The 19677-nt window shown below is 44.4% G+C and carries 19 protein-coding genes; all 19 read right to left on the bottom strand.

Going from position 1 to position 19677, the window contains the following annotated elements; genetic code table 11:
* Positions 1-17 precede the first annotated feature (17 nt).
* A complete protein-coding gene (locus F0249_RS13925; RefSeq protein WP_171757020.1) occupies positions 18-1100 on the bottom strand; it encodes a chemotaxis protein CheW in 1083 nt (360 codons plus the stop codon).
* Positions 1090-1869 carry a ParA family protein gene (locus F0249_RS13920; protein ID WP_017052483.1) on the bottom strand — a complete coding sequence of 260 codons (780 nt, stop codon included), beginning with the start codon at positions 1867-1869 and terminating at the stop codon, positions 1090-1092. The genes F0249_RS13925 and F0249_RS13920 overlap by 11 nt, the downstream gene beginning before the upstream one ends.
* A gap of 11 nt (positions 1870-1880) precedes the next feature.
* Positions 1881-2999: a chemotaxis response regulator protein-glutamate methylesterase gene (locus tag F0249_RS13915; protein WP_171757019.1), complete on the bottom strand. Its 1119-nt coding sequence runs from the start codon at positions 2997-2999 to the stop codon at positions 1881-1883.
* 13 nt (positions 3000-3012) lie between these two features.
* The gene (locus F0249_RS13910) at positions 3013-5259 is read right to left on the bottom strand and encodes a chemotaxis protein CheA (RefSeq protein WP_171757018.1); all 2247 of its coding nucleotides are present in this window, start codon (positions 5257-5259) and stop codon (positions 3013-3015) included.
* 9 nt (positions 5260-5268) lie between these two features.
* Positions 5269-5988, bottom strand: a complete 720-nt coding sequence (locus tag F0249_RS13905; protein WP_017052486.1) for a protein phosphatase CheZ — start codon at positions 5986-5988, stop codon at positions 5269-5271.
* A gap of 123 nt (positions 5989-6111) precedes the next feature.
* On the bottom strand, positions 6112-6480 hold the full coding sequence (gene cheY / locus F0249_RS13900) for a chemotaxis response regulator CheY (RefSeq protein WP_017052487.1): 369 nt from the start codon (positions 6478-6480) through the stop codon (positions 6112-6114).
* A gap of 44 nt (positions 6481-6524) precedes the next feature.
* Positions 6525-7259: an RNA polymerase sigma factor FliA gene (locus tag F0249_RS13895; RefSeq protein WP_017052488.1), complete on the bottom strand. Its 735-nt coding sequence runs from the start codon at positions 7257-7259 to the stop codon at positions 6525-6527.
* Positions 7252-8139, bottom strand: a complete 888-nt coding sequence (locus F0249_RS13890; RefSeq protein ID WP_017052489.1) for a MinD/ParA family protein — start codon at positions 8137-8139, stop codon at positions 7252-7254. The genes F0249_RS13895 and F0249_RS13890 overlap by 8 nt, the downstream gene beginning before the upstream one ends.
* A gap of 14 nt (positions 8140-8153) precedes the next feature.
* A complete protein-coding gene (gene flhF, locus F0249_RS13885; protein WP_113796792.1) occupies positions 8154-9638 on the bottom strand; it encodes a flagellar biosynthesis protein FlhF in 1485 nt (494 codons plus the stop codon).
* A 32-nt stretch (positions 9639-9670) separates the two neighbouring features.
* Entirely contained in the window at positions 9671-11764 is a 2094-nt protein-coding gene (flhA, locus tag F0249_RS13880) for a flagellar biosynthesis protein FlhA (protein ID WP_171757017.1), read from the bottom strand.
* A 308-nt stretch (positions 11765-12072) separates the two neighbouring features.
* Positions 12073-13203, bottom strand: coding sequence for a flagellar biosynthesis protein FlhB (gene flhB / locus F0249_RS13875; protein WP_017052492.1), 1131 nt, complete (start codon positions 13201-13203; stop codon positions 12073-12075).
* A gap of 9 nt (positions 13204-13212) precedes the next feature.
* Entirely contained in the window at positions 13213-13995 is a 783-nt protein-coding gene (gene fliR / locus F0249_RS13870; RefSeq protein ID WP_171757016.1) for a flagellar biosynthetic protein FliR, read from the bottom strand.
* An 8-nt stretch (positions 13996-14003) separates the two neighbouring features.
* Positions 14004-14273: a flagellar biosynthesis protein FliQ gene (gene fliQ / locus F0249_RS13865; RefSeq protein ID WP_017052494.1), complete on the bottom strand. Its 270-nt coding sequence runs from the start codon at positions 14271-14273 to the stop codon at positions 14004-14006.
* Positions 14274-14286: 13 nt separating this feature from the next.
* Positions 14287-15162 carry a flagellar type III secretion system pore protein FliP gene (gene fliP, locus F0249_RS13860; protein WP_113796788.1) on the bottom strand — a complete coding sequence of 292 codons (876 nt, stop codon included), beginning with the start codon at positions 15160-15162 and terminating at the stop codon, positions 14287-14289.
* The gene (gene fliO / locus F0249_RS13855; protein ID WP_171757015.1) at positions 15149-15550 is read right to left on the bottom strand and encodes a flagellar biosynthetic protein FliO; all 402 of its coding nucleotides are present in this window, start codon (positions 15548-15550) and stop codon (positions 15149-15151) included. The genes fliP and fliO overlap by 14 nt, the downstream gene beginning before the upstream one ends.
* A gap of 7 nt (positions 15551-15557) precedes the next feature.
* Positions 15558-15968 (bottom strand): flagellar motor switch protein FliN, encoded by a 411-nt coding sequence (fliN, locus tag F0249_RS13850; RefSeq protein WP_017052497.1) that lies wholly within the window; start codon positions 15966-15968, stop codon positions 15558-15560.
* Positions 15969-15985: 17 nt separating this feature from the next.
* On the bottom strand, positions 15986-17035 hold the full coding sequence (gene fliM / locus F0249_RS13845; protein WP_017052498.1) for a flagellar motor switch protein FliM: 1050 nt from the start codon (positions 17033-17035) through the stop codon (positions 15986-15988).
* Between the two features lie 7 nt (positions 17036-17042).
* On the bottom strand, positions 17043-17540 hold the full coding sequence (fliL, locus tag F0249_RS13840) for a flagellar basal body-associated protein FliL (protein ID WP_017052499.1): 498 nt from the start codon (positions 17538-17540) through the stop codon (positions 17043-17045).
* A 32-nt stretch (positions 17541-17572) separates the two neighbouring features.
* Positions 17573-19657: a flagellar hook-length control protein FliK gene (locus F0249_RS13835; protein ID WP_171757014.1), complete on the bottom strand. Its 2085-nt coding sequence runs from the start codon at positions 19655-19657 to the stop codon at positions 17573-17575.
* Positions 19658-19677: the final 20 nt, after the last annotated feature.

Below are 19677 nucleotides of genomic sequence, written 5' to 3'. Positions count from 1 at the left end.
CCCGACTAAAATTTTTATCAATCTAATGCTTTTACATCTAGCCCTGCATTTAGCATAGCTACCATTGCCTCAACATGGATCAAGGCACACATTTTTTCTTTTACCATACCGGCAAGCCAAGGGCGTTTTCCTGCCTGTTCACGCCACCGCACTTTGTCAGTATTTAACAATTCGGTTCCCATGAGTTCTGTACTTGCCAGCCCCCACGAACTTTCACCCAACATCACGATATATTGATAGTTATCTTTATAATCGTCATTGGCTAATTTTTCAGCCATCACCCATTTAGCACTGTCAACGACGTCTAACTGGTGCTCTTTATTCATTTGTAAACCTAAATACCAACTTGGTTTACCAATGATATGGCTAAGTTCCGTTATCTGGTGAATACCACCTAGTTCATCAAGAGGCACAGCAAACGTCACACCATTAACGTCAAAGTATAGTACTTGAAAGTCTTCTGTTCTGCTTGTGGTTTGCCAGTTATCTAATTGATGTCCACCAGCCTGGGTTTCTAACTCACTTTCGGTCGCCACATCTGCACTGTCCGATGTATCAACTTCAGGTTGAGCAGCCTCAATAATGGGGCTTGTATCTAAGCCTGTATCTAAGCTTTCATCTGATTTTCCAACGTTTTCAACTGTCTCATCTTGAACTGAAACATCAACGTTAGGCTCTTCTGGAATGTCCCAGCTTTGAATCTCATCAACAACTTCAACACTTGGCTCAAGGTCTAGTTTGATATTGTTATTTTGAATCAGAATATCATCTTGAAGCGTTGCGATCTCGACTGTGTTTTGTTCAAGAATACTGTCGATATCAAGCTCACCAACAATATCGGTGGACTCTAATTGACTCAGTAGTTTCTGAACATCTTCAAGGTTTGGTACGTCAAAATCTTCAGTTTGAATCTCAGCGTATGAAAGAGACTGGCTACTTTCAGCCTCATCCTTCAACGGGTGGGTCTTCAGTTCAGGTTCAATATCGAGTTCCGTTATCGGCAAAGAGGGAGAGACTTCAGCCTCTGTATCTTCCCCCAACAACGCGCTAAAGTAATCATCTAGAGCTTGCTCACTCGACAGTACGTAATCACTGCTCATCAATTGTTAACCTCTCAAGGAAAATCAACAACTGCTTATAAGCAAAAACGCCACGACTACCAGAAGCAAAATGCGAAGCTGGCAATCGCTTCAAACTTGCATCTCTAAATTTAGTATCAATGGGTACCGCCGAGTTCCAAACTTGATCAGGGTAGTCCTGCTTAAGCTGTGTCAGTGTCTGCAAAGATGCCCGAGTCCGTTTGTCATACATTGTCGGCACAACGGTAACTTTAAATGGTGTATTACGCGACTTCTGCATAATTGCGAGGGTTCGAACCATGCGCTCTAGCCCTTTCATCGCTAAAAATTCAGTTTGAACAGGAATCAATATCCTATCGCTGGCAGCAAGCGCATTAACCATCATTACCCCCAAAATCGGAGGACAATCTATCAGTACGTAGTCATACTCATTTTCAATCGAAGCTAATGCTCGTTTTAAAATGAGTCCCATACCACCTCTGTTGCCCATGACACGATCTAACGTTGCCAGTGACATATGTGCGGGAATAATATCGATACCTTCAACTTCTGTTTTTAAAATTAAAGGCTCAACAGATTGCTTGGTGAACTCTTTAAGTTGAAACAGCTCAAACAAACTTGCAGGCACCGCATCAGAGTCAAACCCAAGATAGGTAGTTAAAGACGCGTGAGGATCGGTATCAACAAGTAACACTCGATGGCCTTGCTTACTCAGCAGACCCGCTAATGTTACGGTTGTGGTTGTTTTCCCAACACCACCTTTTTGGTTTGCTACACTCCAAACAATCATTAATATAATTCCTAGGCTAGGCCAACTTCCACTAGCATACGTTCTGAAATTCGTTCTAAAGGTAGATCTTCTGTTGATATACCAGCTTTAGCGACGGCCTGAGGCATTCCATATACCACACAGCTCTCTTCATTTTGAGCCCAAATCGTTGCACCCGCAGATTTCAACATCCGCGCGCCTTCACGACCATCAGCACCCATTCCAGTGAGGACCATAGATAATACTTTATCGCCATATATTTTCGCCGCAGAGCCAAATGTTACATCAACACAAGGTTTGTAGTTCATGCGTTCACCGCCATCAATAATGCGCAGTTTCGCCGTACCTGGACGTCCATCAATCATCATTTGCTTTCCACCTGGAGCGAGATAAGCAACGCCAGGTTTCAAAATATCTCCATCTTCAGCTTCCTTTACTTGTATCTTGCAAAGTGAGTTAAGACGGCTCGCAAAGGCCGCGGTAAATGTCGCTGGCATATGCTGAATTAGCACGATTGGATGTGGGTAATGTGCTGGTAGTTTCGTTAATATTTTCTGTAGCGCAACCGGTCCACCAGTAGACGTTCCGATTGCGGTTAACTGATATTTTTTACCCGACGCTCTAAACTTGCTCGCTACGCTAGACGCAACAGGACGCGCAGAACGCTCTTGAAGAGTGGTTCTTTGTCCCGCTGCAGGTGATGTTGGAGCCGGAGCTGGTGTTGATCTCACCGCTTGACGACGCATAAACACGCGTTTCGCGGCAATCTCAATAACACGCTGCTGTAATAGCGAAACAGCGTCGTCTCGATTACGCGCAATATCTTCAAACTTTTTCGGTAAGAAATCCAATGCACCAGCATCTAACGCATCTAACGTCGCTTTTGCCCCGTCATGGGTAAGCGAAGAGAACATTAGAATCGGTGTTGGGCAAGCTGCCATGATTTGACGGACGGCAGTAATGCCATCCATCACCGGCATCTCGATATCCATCGTTATCACGTCAGGCTTGAGTCGCTTCGCCTTCTCGACCGCTTCCTTACCATTTACAGCCACATCTATAACTTCTAGGCGTGTGTCTGAATTGATGATCTCGCTTACACGACGACGAAAAAAACTCGAATCATCAACGACTAGTACTTTAATCGCCATACCTTTCCTTATCTTAAATTCGTGATGCTGCTGCGTACTGCTTTAACAAATCTGGCACATCAAGAATCAGTGCAATGTGACCATCACTTGTGATTGTCGCACCTGCCATACCTGGCGTACCTTGTAGAAGGTTATCAAGGGGTTTAATAACAACCTCTTCTTGGCCAATTAATGCATCAACAACAAAACCAACTCGCTGACTACCGATTTGGACAATAACAACGTGCCCATGTCCTTTACGTAGCTCTGCCATTCCATCTTTAGGCGCAAGCCAGTTTTGCAGATAGAAAAGTGGTATTGATTTTTCACGAACGATAATGGTTAGCTGACCATCAACAACGTTAGTTCTGCTTAAATCTAGGTGGAAAATCTCATTTACAGAAGCCAATGGCAACGCAAATGGATGACCTGCAACACCAACCATCAAGGTCGGAAGAATGGCTAAGGTCAGAGGAACTTTGATGGTTATCTTAGTCCCTTTGTTTTTCTCTGAGTCAATATCAATCGAACCGTTCAATGTATTGATGGCTGTTTTTACAACGTCCATACCAACACCGCGACCAGAGATATCTGAAATTTTCTCTTTGCTTGAGAAACCAGGAGCAAAAATCAGATTGAAACACTCTTTATCAGATAAACGAGACGCTGCATCTTCGTCCATAATACCGCGCTTAACGGCGATACCACGTAATACATCTGGGTCCATACCACCGCCATCATCAACGATAGCAAGTTCAATATGATCACCTTCTTGTGATGCTGATAAAATTACTTTACCTGTTCGAGGCTTACCGGCTTTCACACGGTCTTCCGGCATTTCAACACCGTGATCGACAGAGTTTCTCACTAAGTGAATAAGCGGATCGGCAAGAGCTTCCACAAGGTTTTTATCTAAATCCGTCTCTTCACCGCGCATTTCTAGCACGATATCTTTCTTCAAGCTTCTTGCTAAGTCACGGACCACGCGAGGGAAACGGCCAAATACTTTCTTGATTGGCTGCATGCGCGTTTTCATCACTGCGCCTTGCAAGTCAGCAGTAACAACATCTAGATTCGAGACAGCTTTAGCCATCTCTTCATCGTTACTATTTAAGCCTAAACTCACCAAACGGTTACGGACTAATACTAACTCACCGACCATATTCATAATGGTGTCTAATGTTGACGTATCAACACGAACGGTCGCTTCAGCCTGTGGTTTCTTTTGTCCTCCCTTGGCAGGAGTTTTTGCTGCTTGTTCTTTCGCTACTGGCGTAGGAGCCGATTTTGCTGGCGCTGCTACTTTTGGTTCTGCTGGCTTAGGAGCTGGAGCCGCTGCAGGCGCTTGTGGTGCAACATTCTCAATCGCAGGCTTCGTTGCCGCTTCCAATTCTTCAGCTGTCGGGCCATTACCTGAACCGTGCAGTTGGTCAAGAAGGTTTTCAAACTCTTCATCTGACATTAAGTCATCTGCATTACTGAAGCTTGATGTTGCCACCGGAGCTGGTGTTGGCGCTGGCGGAGGTGTAACAGGAGCTGCACTTTCCGACGCGGCAGAAGGACTTTGTCCAGCACCATGTAATTCATCTAGTAACTTTTCAAATTCATCGTCAGTAATATCACCATCAGATGCTAACACTGAAGCGGTCGAACTTGGGGCCGAGGCAACTGGAGCTGAAGCTATTGGCGAAGAAGTGACTGGTGCAGAAGGTGTAGCCGCACTTGGTGCTGTACCTTTCCCATGTAATTCATCAAGTAACTTTTCAAATTCATCTTGAGAGATTTCATCCAGGGAGCTAGAAATCGTAGAACTTTCAGCAGGAGCTTTAACAACTTCAGGCTCTTTTACTGGTTCAACAACTTCAGCTTCAGCAGGAGCAGCATCTTCAGATTCAGGTCGGCATAAACGGTGTAACTCATCAAGTAGAGCTTGATCTGCCGGTTCAGGTTTTTCGCGATCCTGAACAGCACTAAATTGAATGTTGATGGTATCCAATGCTCGAAGCATCGTATCCATTAATCCAGCAGTTACGCTTCTTTGGCCGTTACGCAAAATATCAAACACATTCTCAGCACCATGACAGGTGTCAACCAGTTCTGAAAGTGCCAAAAAGCCTGCTCCACCTTTTACAGTGTGGAACCCACGGAAGATTGCATTAAGTAAATCTCTATCGTCAGGATTATTTTCAAGCTCTACTAACTGCTCAGATAGGAGCTCAATTATTTCCCCGGCTTCTACTAAAAAGTCCTGAAGAATATCTTCGTCTAACTCGTAGCTCATACGTTTCCCTTAAAATCCAAGACTGGATAATAAATCATCAACATCATCTTGTGATGCGACTGCATCTTCACGCTCTTCAGGGTTCAATATTGGCCCTTCAGCTTCTGTTGATGATTTCTTCTCTTTATTAGGTTCTTCTGTTGTTGGACTCGTACCAAATACCGTCAATATTTCAACAAGTCTTCCTTCGACTTCAGCAACAAGCGTAATCACTCTGCGAATGATCTGCCCAGTAAGATCTTGGAAGTCTTGTGCCATCAAGATCTCGGTGAGTTGCCCGCGTAATTCAGTACTGTCACCTTCAACTTGAACGAGCAAAGAATCAATGCGGTGACATAGAGCTTTAAACTCGCTTAACTCTATTCGCCCATGCATCAATTCGTTCCATTGCGGCCTTACCTGAACAAGACATTCATGAAGATTATCTGCAATAGGTAAGCAACGATCAACGGCATCCATTGTTTTATTCGCAGCTACTTCAGTTTTATCAATGACATATTGAAGGCGATCCCTTGCATCAGGAATTTCGTCATTGGCAATTTCACTCATTCTCTCATCAAGGTTGAATTGAGTTAATGAGCTATGAAGATCACGAGTCAGTGAACCTATTTGTTGCAGCATTAAGTTATCACTGCCTTCATAGATATTTTTGACAAGAAGGTTCGCTTCTTGCTGCTCGTCATTTTCAAGCAACTGAACGAGTTGCTTCGCTTGTTCTAATGAAATCATCCGGGCCTAGCCTTTATAAACTCAACGTTCGTATTAATAAGTCACTTAGTCTAATGTCGCTCTTTTTATATTTGGCGATCACTAAATAGACAAAAACCAAGTGCAGACATTACGTATTCTGGCTTATAAGCGTTCGAATATTTTGTCGAGTTTTTCTTTCAGCGTTGCTGCGGTAAATGGCTTAACAATATAACCGTTTACACCAGCTTGAGCCGCTTCAATAATTTGTTCACGTTTCGCTTCAGCCGTAATCATCAATACAGGCAAATGCTTAAGCTCAGCATCAGCACGGATGTTTTTCAGCAAATCAATACCTTGCATTCCCGGCATATTCCAGTCGGTTACAACAAAGTCAAAATCACCTTTCTTGAGCATCGGCAATGCTGTTAATCCATCATCAGCTTCTTGTGTGTTATTAAAACCTAGGTCTCTTAGTAGGTTTTTTACAATACGGCGCATCGTTGAAAAGTCATCAACAATGAGGATTTTCATGTTTTTGTTCAAAATTGCCTCCACTGAACTCGAAATCAGTGTTGTTAGTCGTTTTGTGTCCACGCACTTAATTTAGTACGTAAACGCTGCATTGATTGGCTTAATATTTGGCTGACACGAGATTCGCTGACACCTAAAACTTCACCAATTTCTTTTAAGTTTAACTCTTCATCATAGTAGAGCGAAAGTACTAATGCCTCACGCTCAGGAAGTTGTTTGATCGAATCAACTAGAGCGACTCTAAAATTCTCATCTGCAACCCCCTGAAATGGTGCATTATCTTTATCATCTTCATTAGGTGATAAAGCATCATCAGATACACCGAGATCTTCAATGCCTACAATTCTTGAGCTGTTTATATCGGTTAGCGCACTATGATACTGCTCTAGGGATAACCCCATATGTTTTGCCACTTCTGCATCAGATGGGTCTCTATTTAGTATCCCCTCTAATTCTGATATCGCTTGAGTAATTTCTCGATTGTTTCGATGAACAGAACGAGGAACCCAATCCCCTTTGCGAATATCATCAAGCATAGCACCGCGGATCCTAATACCAGCGTAAGTTTCAAAACTTGCGCCTTTGGATCCATCGTAGTTCTTCTGAGCTTCAAGCAGACCAATCATGCCTGCTTGAATGAGGTCTTCGACCAATACATTCGGTGGCAAACGACCGAGCAGATGATGAGCGATACGTTTAACCAACACCGAGTATTTCTCTATAAAAGCCTGGGGGCTACTTAGATTTGCATGTTGGTCGTAAGTAAGCGCCTTATTCACCAAATGGTTCCTCTGAAATTTCTGGGCGATTTAGTAGCCGTTCGACAAAAAACTCTAAATGGCCGCTAGGGGTCTTAGGAATAGGCCATGTTAAGGCTTTATTCGCTAGCGAACTAATAGCAAGAGCTGCTGGAGAGCGTGGAAATGCGTCTACCACAATTTTTTGTCTCTTAACTGCTTGTCGTACTTTATCATCTAAAGGAATACATGCGACAAGTTCAAGGCTTACATTTAGAAATCTCTCTGTGACCAATGTCAATTTTGCAAATAATTCTCGCCCTTCTCGATAACTTCTGACCATATTTGCAACAACTTTAAAGCGTTGCACTTGGTGTTCACGGCTAAGTAATTTGATCAGAGCATATGCATCTGTTATCGATGTTGGTTCATCACAAACCACAACCACGACATCCTGAGCTGCGCGAGAAAAGCTCACGACCATGTCAGAGATGCCAGCTGCGGTGTCGATTAATAGCACATCCATGTCATCTTCTAAGCTACCAAACGCTCGGATTAAACCGACATGCTGCGCATGAGAAAGCTCTGTCATGCTTTGAGTGCCTGAAGTCGCAGGGATAATTTTCACCCCGTGAGGCCCTTCAACAATGGCATCTTTGAGCTCACATTCTCCGGCTAGGACATGCCCTAAGTTACGCTTAGTTCTAATTCCTAGCATAACATCGACATTGGCGAGCCCTAAATCGGCATCTAAAACGGTCACTTTTTTACCCTGTCTAGCCATACAAATAGCCAAACCGAGAGTTACGTTTGATTTCCCTACACCGCCTTTGCCACCAGTAACCGAAATCACTTTAGTCAATGAAGGTTGGGTTAAGCGACGGAGGCCGCTTGCTTGATCATATATCATATTATCAGTCATATTTATCCGCCGCCCTAGAATTCTTCCGAATCACTGTTCCAGTAGTGTGGTTCATTCTCTGTCGACTTCTCTAGTAACTCATTCGCTTTAGCTATCATGTATTTAGGCTGAGCGATGACGATGTCTTCGGGTACGCGTTGTCCATTTGCAATATACGCAATGGGTAACGCATTTTGAACAACTACGCTAATAAATTCCCCCAAACTTAATGACTCATCAAGCTTGGTCAAAATGCATCCCGAAAGTGGGATACGTCTAAAGTGTTCGATTGTTTCTTGTAGTACTTTTCGCTGAGCGGTCGCGGGTAACACCAAGTAACTGTGTATGACTTCGCCACTCTCTTGCATCAGTGTGTCTAACTGTTCTGATAGACGTACATCACGCTGACCCATACCTGCGGTATCGACCAAAATCAGACGTCGATTCCGTAACTGATATATTACATCGGCTAACTCACTGGAATCTTTAGCAACTCTTACTGGACAACCCATAATTCTGCCATAAATCGACAGTTGTTCATGAGCACCGATACGGTAAGTATCCGTTGTAACCAATGCAACGTTGTCAGCGCCGTACTCCATTGCAGCTCTTGCGGCAAGTTTTGCTACAGTTGTGGTTTTCCCCACTCCTGTAGGGCCGAGTAGAGCCACGATGCCACCACGCTTCAAGATATCTTGCTTAGTGACGGAGATTTGGTCTGACACTAATGCTAGCAAGGCTTTCCAAGCTCGGGCAGGTGGCGTGTCTTCAGGGATGTAGCATGCCATTTGATCGGCGAACTCTGAAGAAACACCCATCCGCTCTAGTCTTTTTATCAGCATAGCTCTGAGTGGTTCCCGACGCTCAACTTCTTGCCACATAAGGCCAGAAACTTGATGTTCAAGCAGGCGACGTATTGAGGTCATCTCCTCGCGCATCGACTCCATATCTTTTTCTGATGTGGGCGGTGATTGAGGCTCGCGATGACGATCGTAGCGGGTAGGATCGAGTTTTGGTTTTGGCCTTTCGACACGACGATCTTCGGCAATTAATTTTGCCAAGCCCGATTCTTGCTGGTATCGACTACCGGAATTGGACTCCCCTCGCCCATTATTCTGACGATTGAGCAGAGCGGACAATGAATCTTCGTTTTCAGCGCGATGTTCACTCTCGTCATCCGCTCCGGCACTATACTGTTTCAGCATATTCGCAAAACGCTTAGTCATAGACGATCCATTACCAGCAGCAGGGTTCGATTGTAAGCTCACCCTATCATCATCTAACTGACGCTTCGTTTTTGGTTGTACTTGAGGAGAAACTTGTGTGTATTCATTTCGTGATGGTTTAGGACTCACGCTGCGCTGTGCCGTGCCGTTTGGCTCGCCATCAATTGCCGCAACAATTTCTACCCCACCAGCGACTTTTTTGTTAGACATGATCACAGCTTCAGCGCCAAGTTCTTCTTTGACTTGGAGCAGAGCTGATCGCATATCTTTGGCAAAAAATCGTTTAATTTTCAAAGCAATTGTCCATATTTAGGGTATACCACGAGCTAGTTTCCAACCGCTTGTACAATGCGGATCTGTTTCTCATCTGGAATTTCTTGATAAGACAGCACCCTTAAATTCGGTATGGTATTTTTGACAAACTTAGCCAGAGTAGAGCGTAATACTCCAGATGTGAGTAGAACTGAAGGCTCACCTTTTAATTCTTGTTCTTGTGTCGCCTGGCTTAAAGACATCTGTAATCGTTCAGCTAAACCAGGTTCAATACCTGCTGATTCTCCACCTGACGACTGCATAGTTTGATGCAATAATTGTTCCAGTTCCGGTATCAGTGTAATTACTGGCAATTCAGGCTCTATGCCATTGATTTCTTGAACAATTAGTCGTTTCAGTGATATACGAACCGCCGCAGTAAGAATGTCAGGTTCTTGACTCTTACCCGCATACTCGGACAAGGTTTGTACAATAGTACGAATATCTCGAATTGGTATCGCCTCATTGAGCAAGTTTTGCAGCACTTTGACCACGGTTCCTAGCGGAATGAGATCAGGCACAAACCCTTCAACTAGTTTAGGCGCAGATCGACTGAGCATCTCTAACAAGTTCTGAACTTCTTCATGGCCGAGCAACTGAGATGCGTTATTCGTGAGCAATTGACTTAAATGCGTCGCCAAAACGGTGGAAGAGTCGACCACTGTGTAGCCTAGTGCCTGAGCATGTTCTCGCTGTTCAACTCGAATCCAAGTCGCTTCAAGTCCAAATGCGGGGTCAATGGTTGGTTCACCATCGATCATTCCATACACTTGCCCCGGGTTGATCGCAAGTTCTAAGTCAGGACGAATTTCAGCCTCACCGACAGCCACTCCCATTAATGTTATGCGGTAGCTGTTGGGAGTGAGTTCCAAATTATCACGAATATGAACAGCAGGAATAAGAAAACCAAAGTCTTGTGAAAGCTTCTTACGTACCCCTTTGACACGTTCAAGCAGTTCCCCCCCCTGATCTCGGTCGACTAAGGGAATTAAGCGATAGCCCACCTCTAGGCCAATAATATCAACGGGTTGTACATCATCCCAAGAGAGTTCTTTTTGAGAGGGAGCTTCACCACTTGGCACGACTGGTACTTTAGGTTCTTTAGCCGCCTTTTTCGCTTTCTTATCAATCAAATAAGCCCCTCCTCCCGCAAGGATGGCTAGAGATAAGAACGAGAAATGTGGCATTCCAGGTACGATACCCATGACGCCTAAAATACCCGCGGTGATCATCAAGGCCTTAGGGTTATCAAACAGCTGAAAGACGAGCTGTTGCCCCATGTCTTCATCTGTATTTTGACGAGTAACCATCATGGCAGCGCCAATAGACAGTAAAAGAGACGGTATCTGTGCAACCAAGCCATCACCAATGGTCAACAGCGTATAGATTTCAATCGCTTCTACGAAACCTAAATCGTACTGCACCATACCAATACTTAATCCGCCAATAATGTTAATGAACAGGATTAAAATACCGGCAATCGCATCACCTTTTACAAATTTTGACGCACCATCCATTGAACCGTAAAAGTCAGCTTCTTTGGTTACTTCAAAACGACGTAAACGAGCTTGATCCTGATCGATTAATCCGGCATTCAAATCCGCGTCGATAGCCATTTGCTTACCTGGTAAGGCATCAAGAGTAAAGCGGGCACTTACTTCAGAGATACGCCCTGCACCTTTTGTCACAACCATAAAGTTAATGATCATCAAGATAAGGAATACCACAAGACCAACGGCATAGTTACCGCCGATAACGACATTACCAAACGCTTCGATTACGTTACCGGCGGCACCAGAGCCTTCATGACCATAAAGTAATACGACACGTGTTGAAGCAACGTTCAGTGCCAACCTTAATAAGGTGGCAATCAGTAGAACCGTTGGGAAGGCCGCAAAATCTAGCGGACGGCGAGTATAGATAGTCACCAATAATACGACCATTGCAAGGGCGATATTAAAGGTAAAAAACATATCCAGTAGAAAAGCTGGAATAGGCAAAACAACCATCGCTAGCGTTGCTAGCACCATAACCGGTGCGCCTATCGCAGGCATCGCACGGTTTGGTATTGAAGGCAATTTATCCGCAAATGGTAGGGTAAATTTCATATAAAAATTGGTTATCTATCTCGGCGTAAGAACACGTCATTTAAACAGTTTTTGGCATTAATTTCACTGACTAAGCAATTATCAGTCCAAGGTATTTGTCAAAATTATGGCAACTATCTCTAAATCCTCACAATTGACTTGAATTTGCTCGCTTGAAAATCAAATGTCAGTTACTCACTTCTCAAAGAACACTAGCTCTAAATTAATCAGTCTCTGTATAACTATAGCGCGTTAATAGTCCTTTCGTTTAGTTGGTCGCTATTTGCTTCAATATTAAGTCAGCGATAGAACTTAATCCGCATTCACCGTTAATGTCGAAGTTCTGGAGGGATCGTAATATTTTTAGGGTCGAGCTTCGGTCGCTGTCCACCACGTTTACGGTACTGCTTTAGTTGGAAGACATAAGCAAGGATCTGCGCAACTGCGGTAAAGAGGCCATCTGGGATTTCTTGTTCTAGCTCTGTGGTGTGATAAAGCGCACGGGCAAGGGGCGGAGCTGGAATAATATAAATATCGTGCTCACGGGCTACTTCTCGTATCTTCATTGCCATATGGTCAACCCCTTTCGCGACCACGACGGGCGTTCTATCTTTGTCTTGTTTATAGCGTAATGCTACTGAGAAGTGCTCTGGGTTGGTTACGATGACATCCGCATCGGGAATATCTGCCATCATACGACGCTGCGCCGCCTCTCTCTGCAACATCCGGATCCGCCCTTTTACTTCAGGCTTACCTTCGGTGTCCTTATATTCATCTTTGACTTCTTGCTTGGTCATTTTCAGTTGATCAGCGTGTTGCCATATTTGAAAAGGAATATCGATGGCGACGACAATCAACAATGAACAACTAATAAGCAGAACAAAGTTCAATAGAATATCAAGGGCGTGGAATATATTTTGTGGATAGACGTCCATGCTCAATTGCATTAGATCAGCTTGTGATTTTTGGATCAGATAAACGGCTACACCAGACACTAATCCAACTTTGAGTATCGATTTAACCAGCTCTACCCAACTTTGCATTCCGACCATGCGCTTAAGGCCGCTCATCGGGTTCATTTTTGATGCTTTAGGCATGGCCGCTTCAACAGAAAAACTGACACCGCCAACACCCGCAGCTCCAATTATTGCGGCGACAAACAAGATAAATATGATGAGCAGAAGTGGAAATATCAACCCTCCTACCGCTCCTGCTGCGATTTCGAGGAGCTTAGAAGCATTGAAAATCTCTTCACGGCTGAGTGTGAACATTCTTCCCATCGCTTCGAAGAGAGCTTTCGCTAGCCCATCTCCGAACCACATGAGAGATATCGCCCCAACGATAAGGACTGATGCTGACGCTAATTCTTTTGACCTTGCAACCTGCCCTTTCTCTTTTGCCTGTTGCAAGCGTTTGGGCGTGGCGTCTTCTGTGCGTTCTTGACCATCGGATTCTGACAAATCGGCCCCCTAACAATTCAACCGGATCAGGCGGCAAATTTGTTGCTCACCTTCCATCCAGAATAGTTCATAGTGGCTAAACAAGCCGCCAAGAATGTACCAACAGAGCATTAAACCAACCAGCAATGCGAAGGCAAAACCCAAAGAGAAAATGTTTAACTGAGGAGCGGCACGCGTCATTACACCAAATGAGAGGTTGATGGTCAGCAGTGCGATAATGCCTGACAGAGACATGCTCAGTGCCGTTTTGAACATGATGCCGAGCCACAACGCTAACTCTCTAAAATCAACCGTCGTCAACGAACCGGAACCAATCGGCAAGGTTGTAAAACTGAAAATAACTAATTGAAGCATCTTTAAATGCCCATTAGTTGAGAGGAAGAACATGGTCGCTAAAAACATAAATAACTGACCAAGTACTGGCGTATTTTGCCCGTTCGCTGGGTCAACCATAGAGGCGAAACCCAAACTCGATTGCATACCCAATATTTGACCAAGCATAACGAATGTCTGAATCATAAATTGAGTCACCATCCCCATGGCAACACCGATAATCAACTGTTCGAGAACCGTGATAAACCCTTTAAATGAGAGCAGTTCGATATTGGTTGGTACAGCAGGTATTGCAGGCATCACTGCTAAGGTGATCGCTAACCCCAAATAGAGGCGTATTCTAGGCGAAACAAACCTTGCCCCTGTCACCGTCATTACCATTAACATGGCAGATATTCGGGTATAGGGCCAAAAGTAGTTGGCTAGCCAATCTAATACAACCGTTGTGGGGTATTCCATCGTCGTTCCTAGTAAAGAACTTGTGGTAATCGTTCGACGATACTAAAAAAGAACTCCATCATCATCTGTGTCATCCAGTGTGCGAATAGCATCAACGATAATAAGGTCACAATCAAACGGGGTAAGAAACTCAGTGTTTGTTCGTTAATTGACGTGGCGGCTTGGAAAATCGCCACCACTAAACCGATCATCAAACTCGGTATGATGATCGCACACACCATGATCAGAACCATCCACAGTGCGTCTCTAAAGAGTTCGACAAACATTTCAGGAGTCATAGGTTACTCCTCGTCACAATGCAAAGCTGCTGGCTAAGGTGGATAAAATAAGGTTCCAACCATCAACCAATACAAACAACATGAGTTTAAAGGGCAAAGAGACAATCATCGGAGATAGCATCATCATACCCATTGCCATCAAAATGGAGGCCACTACCAAATCGATAATCAAGAATGGTAAGAACAGCATAAACCCAATTTGGAAAGCCGTTTTTAACTCGGAAGTAATGAACGCCGGAATCAACACTGCTAGCGAGACATCTTCAGGGTTTCTCACTTCTGCCCCAGAGATCTCAACAAACGTCTCCAGATCTTTTACTCTGGTTTGTTTCAGCATGAAAGTTTTCATCGGTTCTTGTGCGGCATCAAAGGCTGCACGAGCGGTTATCTGCTCATTTAAGTAGGGTTGAATCGCCTGTTCGTTCACTTGATCAAGTACTGGGGACATAATAAAGAATGTCAAAAAGATCGAAATACCAATAATGACTTGATTTGAAGGTGTTTGCTGTAGGCCCATCGCCTGCCGCAGAATAGACATGACCACCACAATACGCGTGAATGAGGTCATCAAAATCACCATCGCAGGCAAGAAGCCTAGCATGGTCATTAAGGCTAAAATTTGTAAGTTTACCGAATAATCCTCACTTCCATCGGGATTACTGGTCATGGTAAAGGCTGGAATACCTGCGCCATTTACGCTACTCATTGAGCTGCGTGATGCTCCTTGCTCTTTCTCCATCGCAGAGACCGTCACACTTTCTGAGGTCGCAGCTGAATTAGGAAGAACCGTTTCAAGCTCTTCTTGGGCAAGTGAGAATGGAGAGAGTAGCAATGCACCGAGGATCGCCACGTATACCAATAGGGTATTCAACGCGCTATTTCTTTTCATTTTTTGTTAATAGCTGGCTTAGCTGATTTGAAAACTGGCTTTTCTCCAGCTCCTCCTGTTTTATAGGGGTATCTAGTTTCGAAATTAGCTGGATCGATTGAGACGTAATCCCCACTAAAAACTGCTCTTCTCCGGCCTGCACCACTGCGATTCTTTCTTTCGTCCCCACTGCAATTTGGCGAACAATACTTAAATCTTTTTGGTTAATCAGCGAAGGCACTTTCATGCGTTTCAGCATAAAGGCGAGAAAAAAGATAAAGGCAAGAACCAACAAAAGCGACCCAAATGTGGTCGCTAAATCCAGTTGAGTTGGTGGCGCTGCCATCGCTTGGGTAGAAAACAGCCCACAGCCCACCAACAAATATTGAACACCTAACTTACGTGGCATTAATGATCTACCTAAGCTTCTTAATACGTTCGGTCTGGCTGATAACATCCGTTAGGCGAATACCAAACTTATCATTCACGACAACCACTTCGCCGTGAGCAATCAAGGTGCCATTAACCATCACATCCAAAGATTCACCGGCAACACGGTCTAACTCAACCACTGAACCTTGGTTTAATTGTAAAAGATTTCGAATGCTAATTTGAGAGCGTCCAACCTCCATAGAGATGGTCACTGGAATATCCATTATCGTATCGAGCTTACGTCGCTCATCTTCGGATATTGGTGCTGACGAATCTTGTAACTCTTCAAGAGGCGCAGCCATGATCTCATCAACATCTATACTTGGTGCACTTGGATCTTCACCCAATGCGGCAGCCCACTCATCCGCTAGCTTTTGGTCGTCACTTGGTTCCATTCTCAATACCTATTATTTTATTCTTCACTTTGCTCTTCAGCATCAAGATCAGACATGATGTCTTTACCCAAGAATGCTAGATCCGTTTTCACTACATGTGGTCTGCTAATTTTCTCAGACACTTGAACTGCAAGTTTTTCACCTGAACGCCCCATCTTAACTCGGTAAGTGGGTAGCTCTTCAACAAACATGGTGGCATGTTTAGGCATTTCCATCGGGATCACATCACCCGGTTGCAGTTCCATCAAATCTCTTAATGAAATGTCTTGTTCCAATAGATTAACTCTGAAGTTGACCGGAACATCCATAATTTCGTCACGAAGTGCGGTGCTCCAACGAACGTCAGTTTCCATTTTGTCGGATTGGACACCAGCATCAAGCAATTCTCGGATTGGCTCTACCATCGAATACGGCATAACGACGTGGAAATCACCACCACCACCATCCACTTCAATATGGAATGAACTAACGACGATCACTTCCGTCGGGCTCACAATGTTTGCCATACTTGGGTTGACTTCAGAATCAAGATACTCAAACTCAACGCCCATTACTGGCGACCACGCTTCCTTGTAATCTTCAAATACGATTTTCAGAAGTAACTGTATGATCCTGCGCTCTGTGGGAGTAAACTCACGGCCTTCAATTTTCGCATGAAAACGTCCATCGCCACCAAAAAAGTTTTCTACCAAAATGAACACTAATCGCGCTTCCATGGTAACCAGAGCCGTTCCTTTTAGAGGCCGGAAACGCACCATATTCAAACTGGTTGGAACGTATAGTGTATTTTGATACTCACCAAACTTCATCATCTGAACGCCGTTTATCGACACTTCAGCCGTTTTTCTCAGCATGTTGAATAAGCTGACTCGCATATGCCGAGCAAAACGCTCATTGATAAGTTCCAAGGTCGGCATTCGACCACGAACAATTCTGTCTTGAGATGAAAAATCGAAACTCGTGGCACCTTCAACCTCGGCACCAATATCGTCATCATCAATATCATCAACATCATCAACGCCGTGTAACAGCGCATCAATTTCGTCTTGGCTTAATAGATCAGTCACGTAACACCTATTGAATTACGAAATCAGTGAAAAGTACCTTCTCAATAACAGGTTTCCCTACCGCTTTGGTCAAACTTGCTTTTACGTCTTCTGTCGCTTTGTTTCGCAATTCCACACGACCTGTCGCCGAACGTAATTGATTCACTGTGGCGGAAGCAAAAGTAGCAAGCAGTGCGCTTTCGATTAAAGGAGAGTGGTAACGTGCTGCGTTTTCATTTTCGCTGCCTCGAACCATCAACTGAACTTTAATTTGTACTAAACGATCTCTTTTGTCCCCAGTAACATTAAATAAGAAAGGCTGAGGAATATTTACGTAAGCGGCGAGATTTTCTACTGCAATTGGCGCCGCTTCTTGCGTTCCGCTTTGTTCAGGTGAGCTATCTGACCCCATAAAGAAAAAGGCAGCACCACCGCCACCAGCTAATAGTACGACCACGGCAATAATTATGATTAAGAGCTTACTCTTTCCTTTTGGCGCTTCGCCTGTTTCTACTTCGTCAGCCATAATTGTCTCTAGGTTATTATTTTATTGTTAGTTTAAGCGTAATAACTGATTCCATCACGCTTTGTAGCGACATTCAAATCAAGTTTGACATCTGCATCAAAATTTTCACCATTTTGATCATTATTTGAACCAAAACCTGATGATGCCCCTTCACTTGCAGACGATCCAAACTGCCCCTGTTGTTGACCCGAGCTTTGTTGTTGTACTGATGAGTCTGCAAGTTGCAACCCTTGCTGAGCTAACATTTCACGCAGACGAGGTAATGTTTGCTCAATTATTTCCCTAGCTTGTGGGTTTGATACCGTAAAATGCACATTTGCTAAATCATTATTCATCGTCATACGAATTTGCATTCGACCAAGCTCTGGCGGGTCGAGTCGAATGTCTAAGTTTTTAAGGTTTTTAGACATCATCATCTGTATTTTTTCTTGAACCTGCTCATTCGCTAACTCTTTTGTTAGCTGCAGCGGGGCTTGTTGTGCTGCTTGAATTTCAGCACGAGCTTGTGCTGGAGTCGGCGTTCCAGGCTGACCAGATGCAGACGCTATTTGCTGAGCTAATGTATCTGAAGCTTCATTGCCCGATGACTTGCGCGTTGCCCCTATTGCTCCAGCCCCTAACGCACTCGCTAATGCCGCTTGGCTTGCCGCATTTTTACCGCTCATTCCAGAAGCCTGTGCCGCGATGTTTAAAGCGTTAGCATCAGTGTTCATCGCTTGCTGTGCTGAAAATTGTCCCATTATCGCTTTATCTGCTGCACTTTTGTCTAGGACCGCTTTTTCAGTCAGCACTTTTTCTGTAATGTCATTCTCAGTTAACATCGCTTGAGCGGCTTGCTGCTGATTCAATGCATTATGAACGGATGTGGCTAATGCACCTTGAGCCCCTTTTGCTGCGATCTGCCCGTCTATTTTCGGCTCCATTGCTGCCACGCTTCCCCACTGAATTTCTTGAGGATTAGCAGCAACATTGTTGCTAGAGAGTTCGTTATTGTTCGAAAGTTCACTACTGGCAGACGCTTTATTTGATAACGAGTTCGTGTCGACTTTATTTGGTGACACAGCAGAACTGTTAGCCGCAGATTGGTTAGACAGCGGCTGTTTTGCCAAAAGATCAGTAGCCGGAAGCTCGTTCGATAATAAAATCTGCTCTTCAGCCGCGATCTTACTTTTTAATACAGCGACCGCTTCCAGCTCTTGTTCAGATAAAGGAACCGTCTCACTTTTCGCAATCAAGGCGTCGAGTTGTTTTTGATCCGCAAATTTAGCGTCTGTGATAAAAGCTCGTTCTTGCTCTGTTAACTGTACATGTTGTGGTGCCAACTCTTCAGCGACACTCTCTTGCCCACCCGAAGCGGGCTCTTTACTGACATCCGATGCCGTAAGCGTAGGATCTAGCTCTTTCGATATTTCAGATGTGCCACTCTTCATTAAATCTGAATGGTTAGGAAGTGGATTCTGGGTGCTCGTTTGCGCACTCACCGTTTCAGAAGCATCTTTTGACTGAGGCAATGTTTTGCCGTCTTCTGGTTGAAGCGTTTTATTTGCCTCATCCAGTCGACCAAGCAATTCGTTTCCTTCATCCATCACCGCCGACACTTTCGATGGTTCCGCGCTCTCACCTGCTTTCTGTGCTGGGTTTTGTTCGCTGTTTTTTCCTTGCTGCGCACTCATTACCTGATGTTTTGAGCCATCAGACTGCTCAGCCTGAACCGAGTCACCGCTCATATTAGATGTCTGTTTTACTCCTGGCTCTTCACCAGTAACTGACTCTTCATTTGAAGTAAGAGGCGCTTCGCTATCAGCAGTGATCTCGCCCTCTTCAGAGGAGACCTCTTTGCTCGCGTTGTCACCGCTCGCTTTACTGCTATCGACTTTTTTCTCGCCATCAATTTCAGTGTCTGAATCTGAGTCATTAGACGATTTCTCTGACTTCGTTTTTGTTTTTTCTACATCCGATACTTTTGCCTCTTCACCTTGGCCAAACGCTTCTTTTAGCGTAGCAAAGAAACCTTTCGATTCTGCCGCCTCACTGGAAGAAGATGCGGAACTGCCGCTGCCCTTTTGCAGAAGGGAAGACTTTGAGCTATCGGAAGTTGATTGAATATTAAGGTTCATGTCAAAGGCTCTCACAAAAA

The sequence above is a fragment of the Vibrio sp. 03-59-1 genome (genome assembly GCF_013114135.1).
GTDB lineage: Bacteria > Pseudomonadota > Gammaproteobacteria > Enterobacterales > Vibrionaceae > Vibrio > Vibrio cortegadensis.
This window is presented reverse-complemented; position numbering and strand designations above follow the sequence as displayed.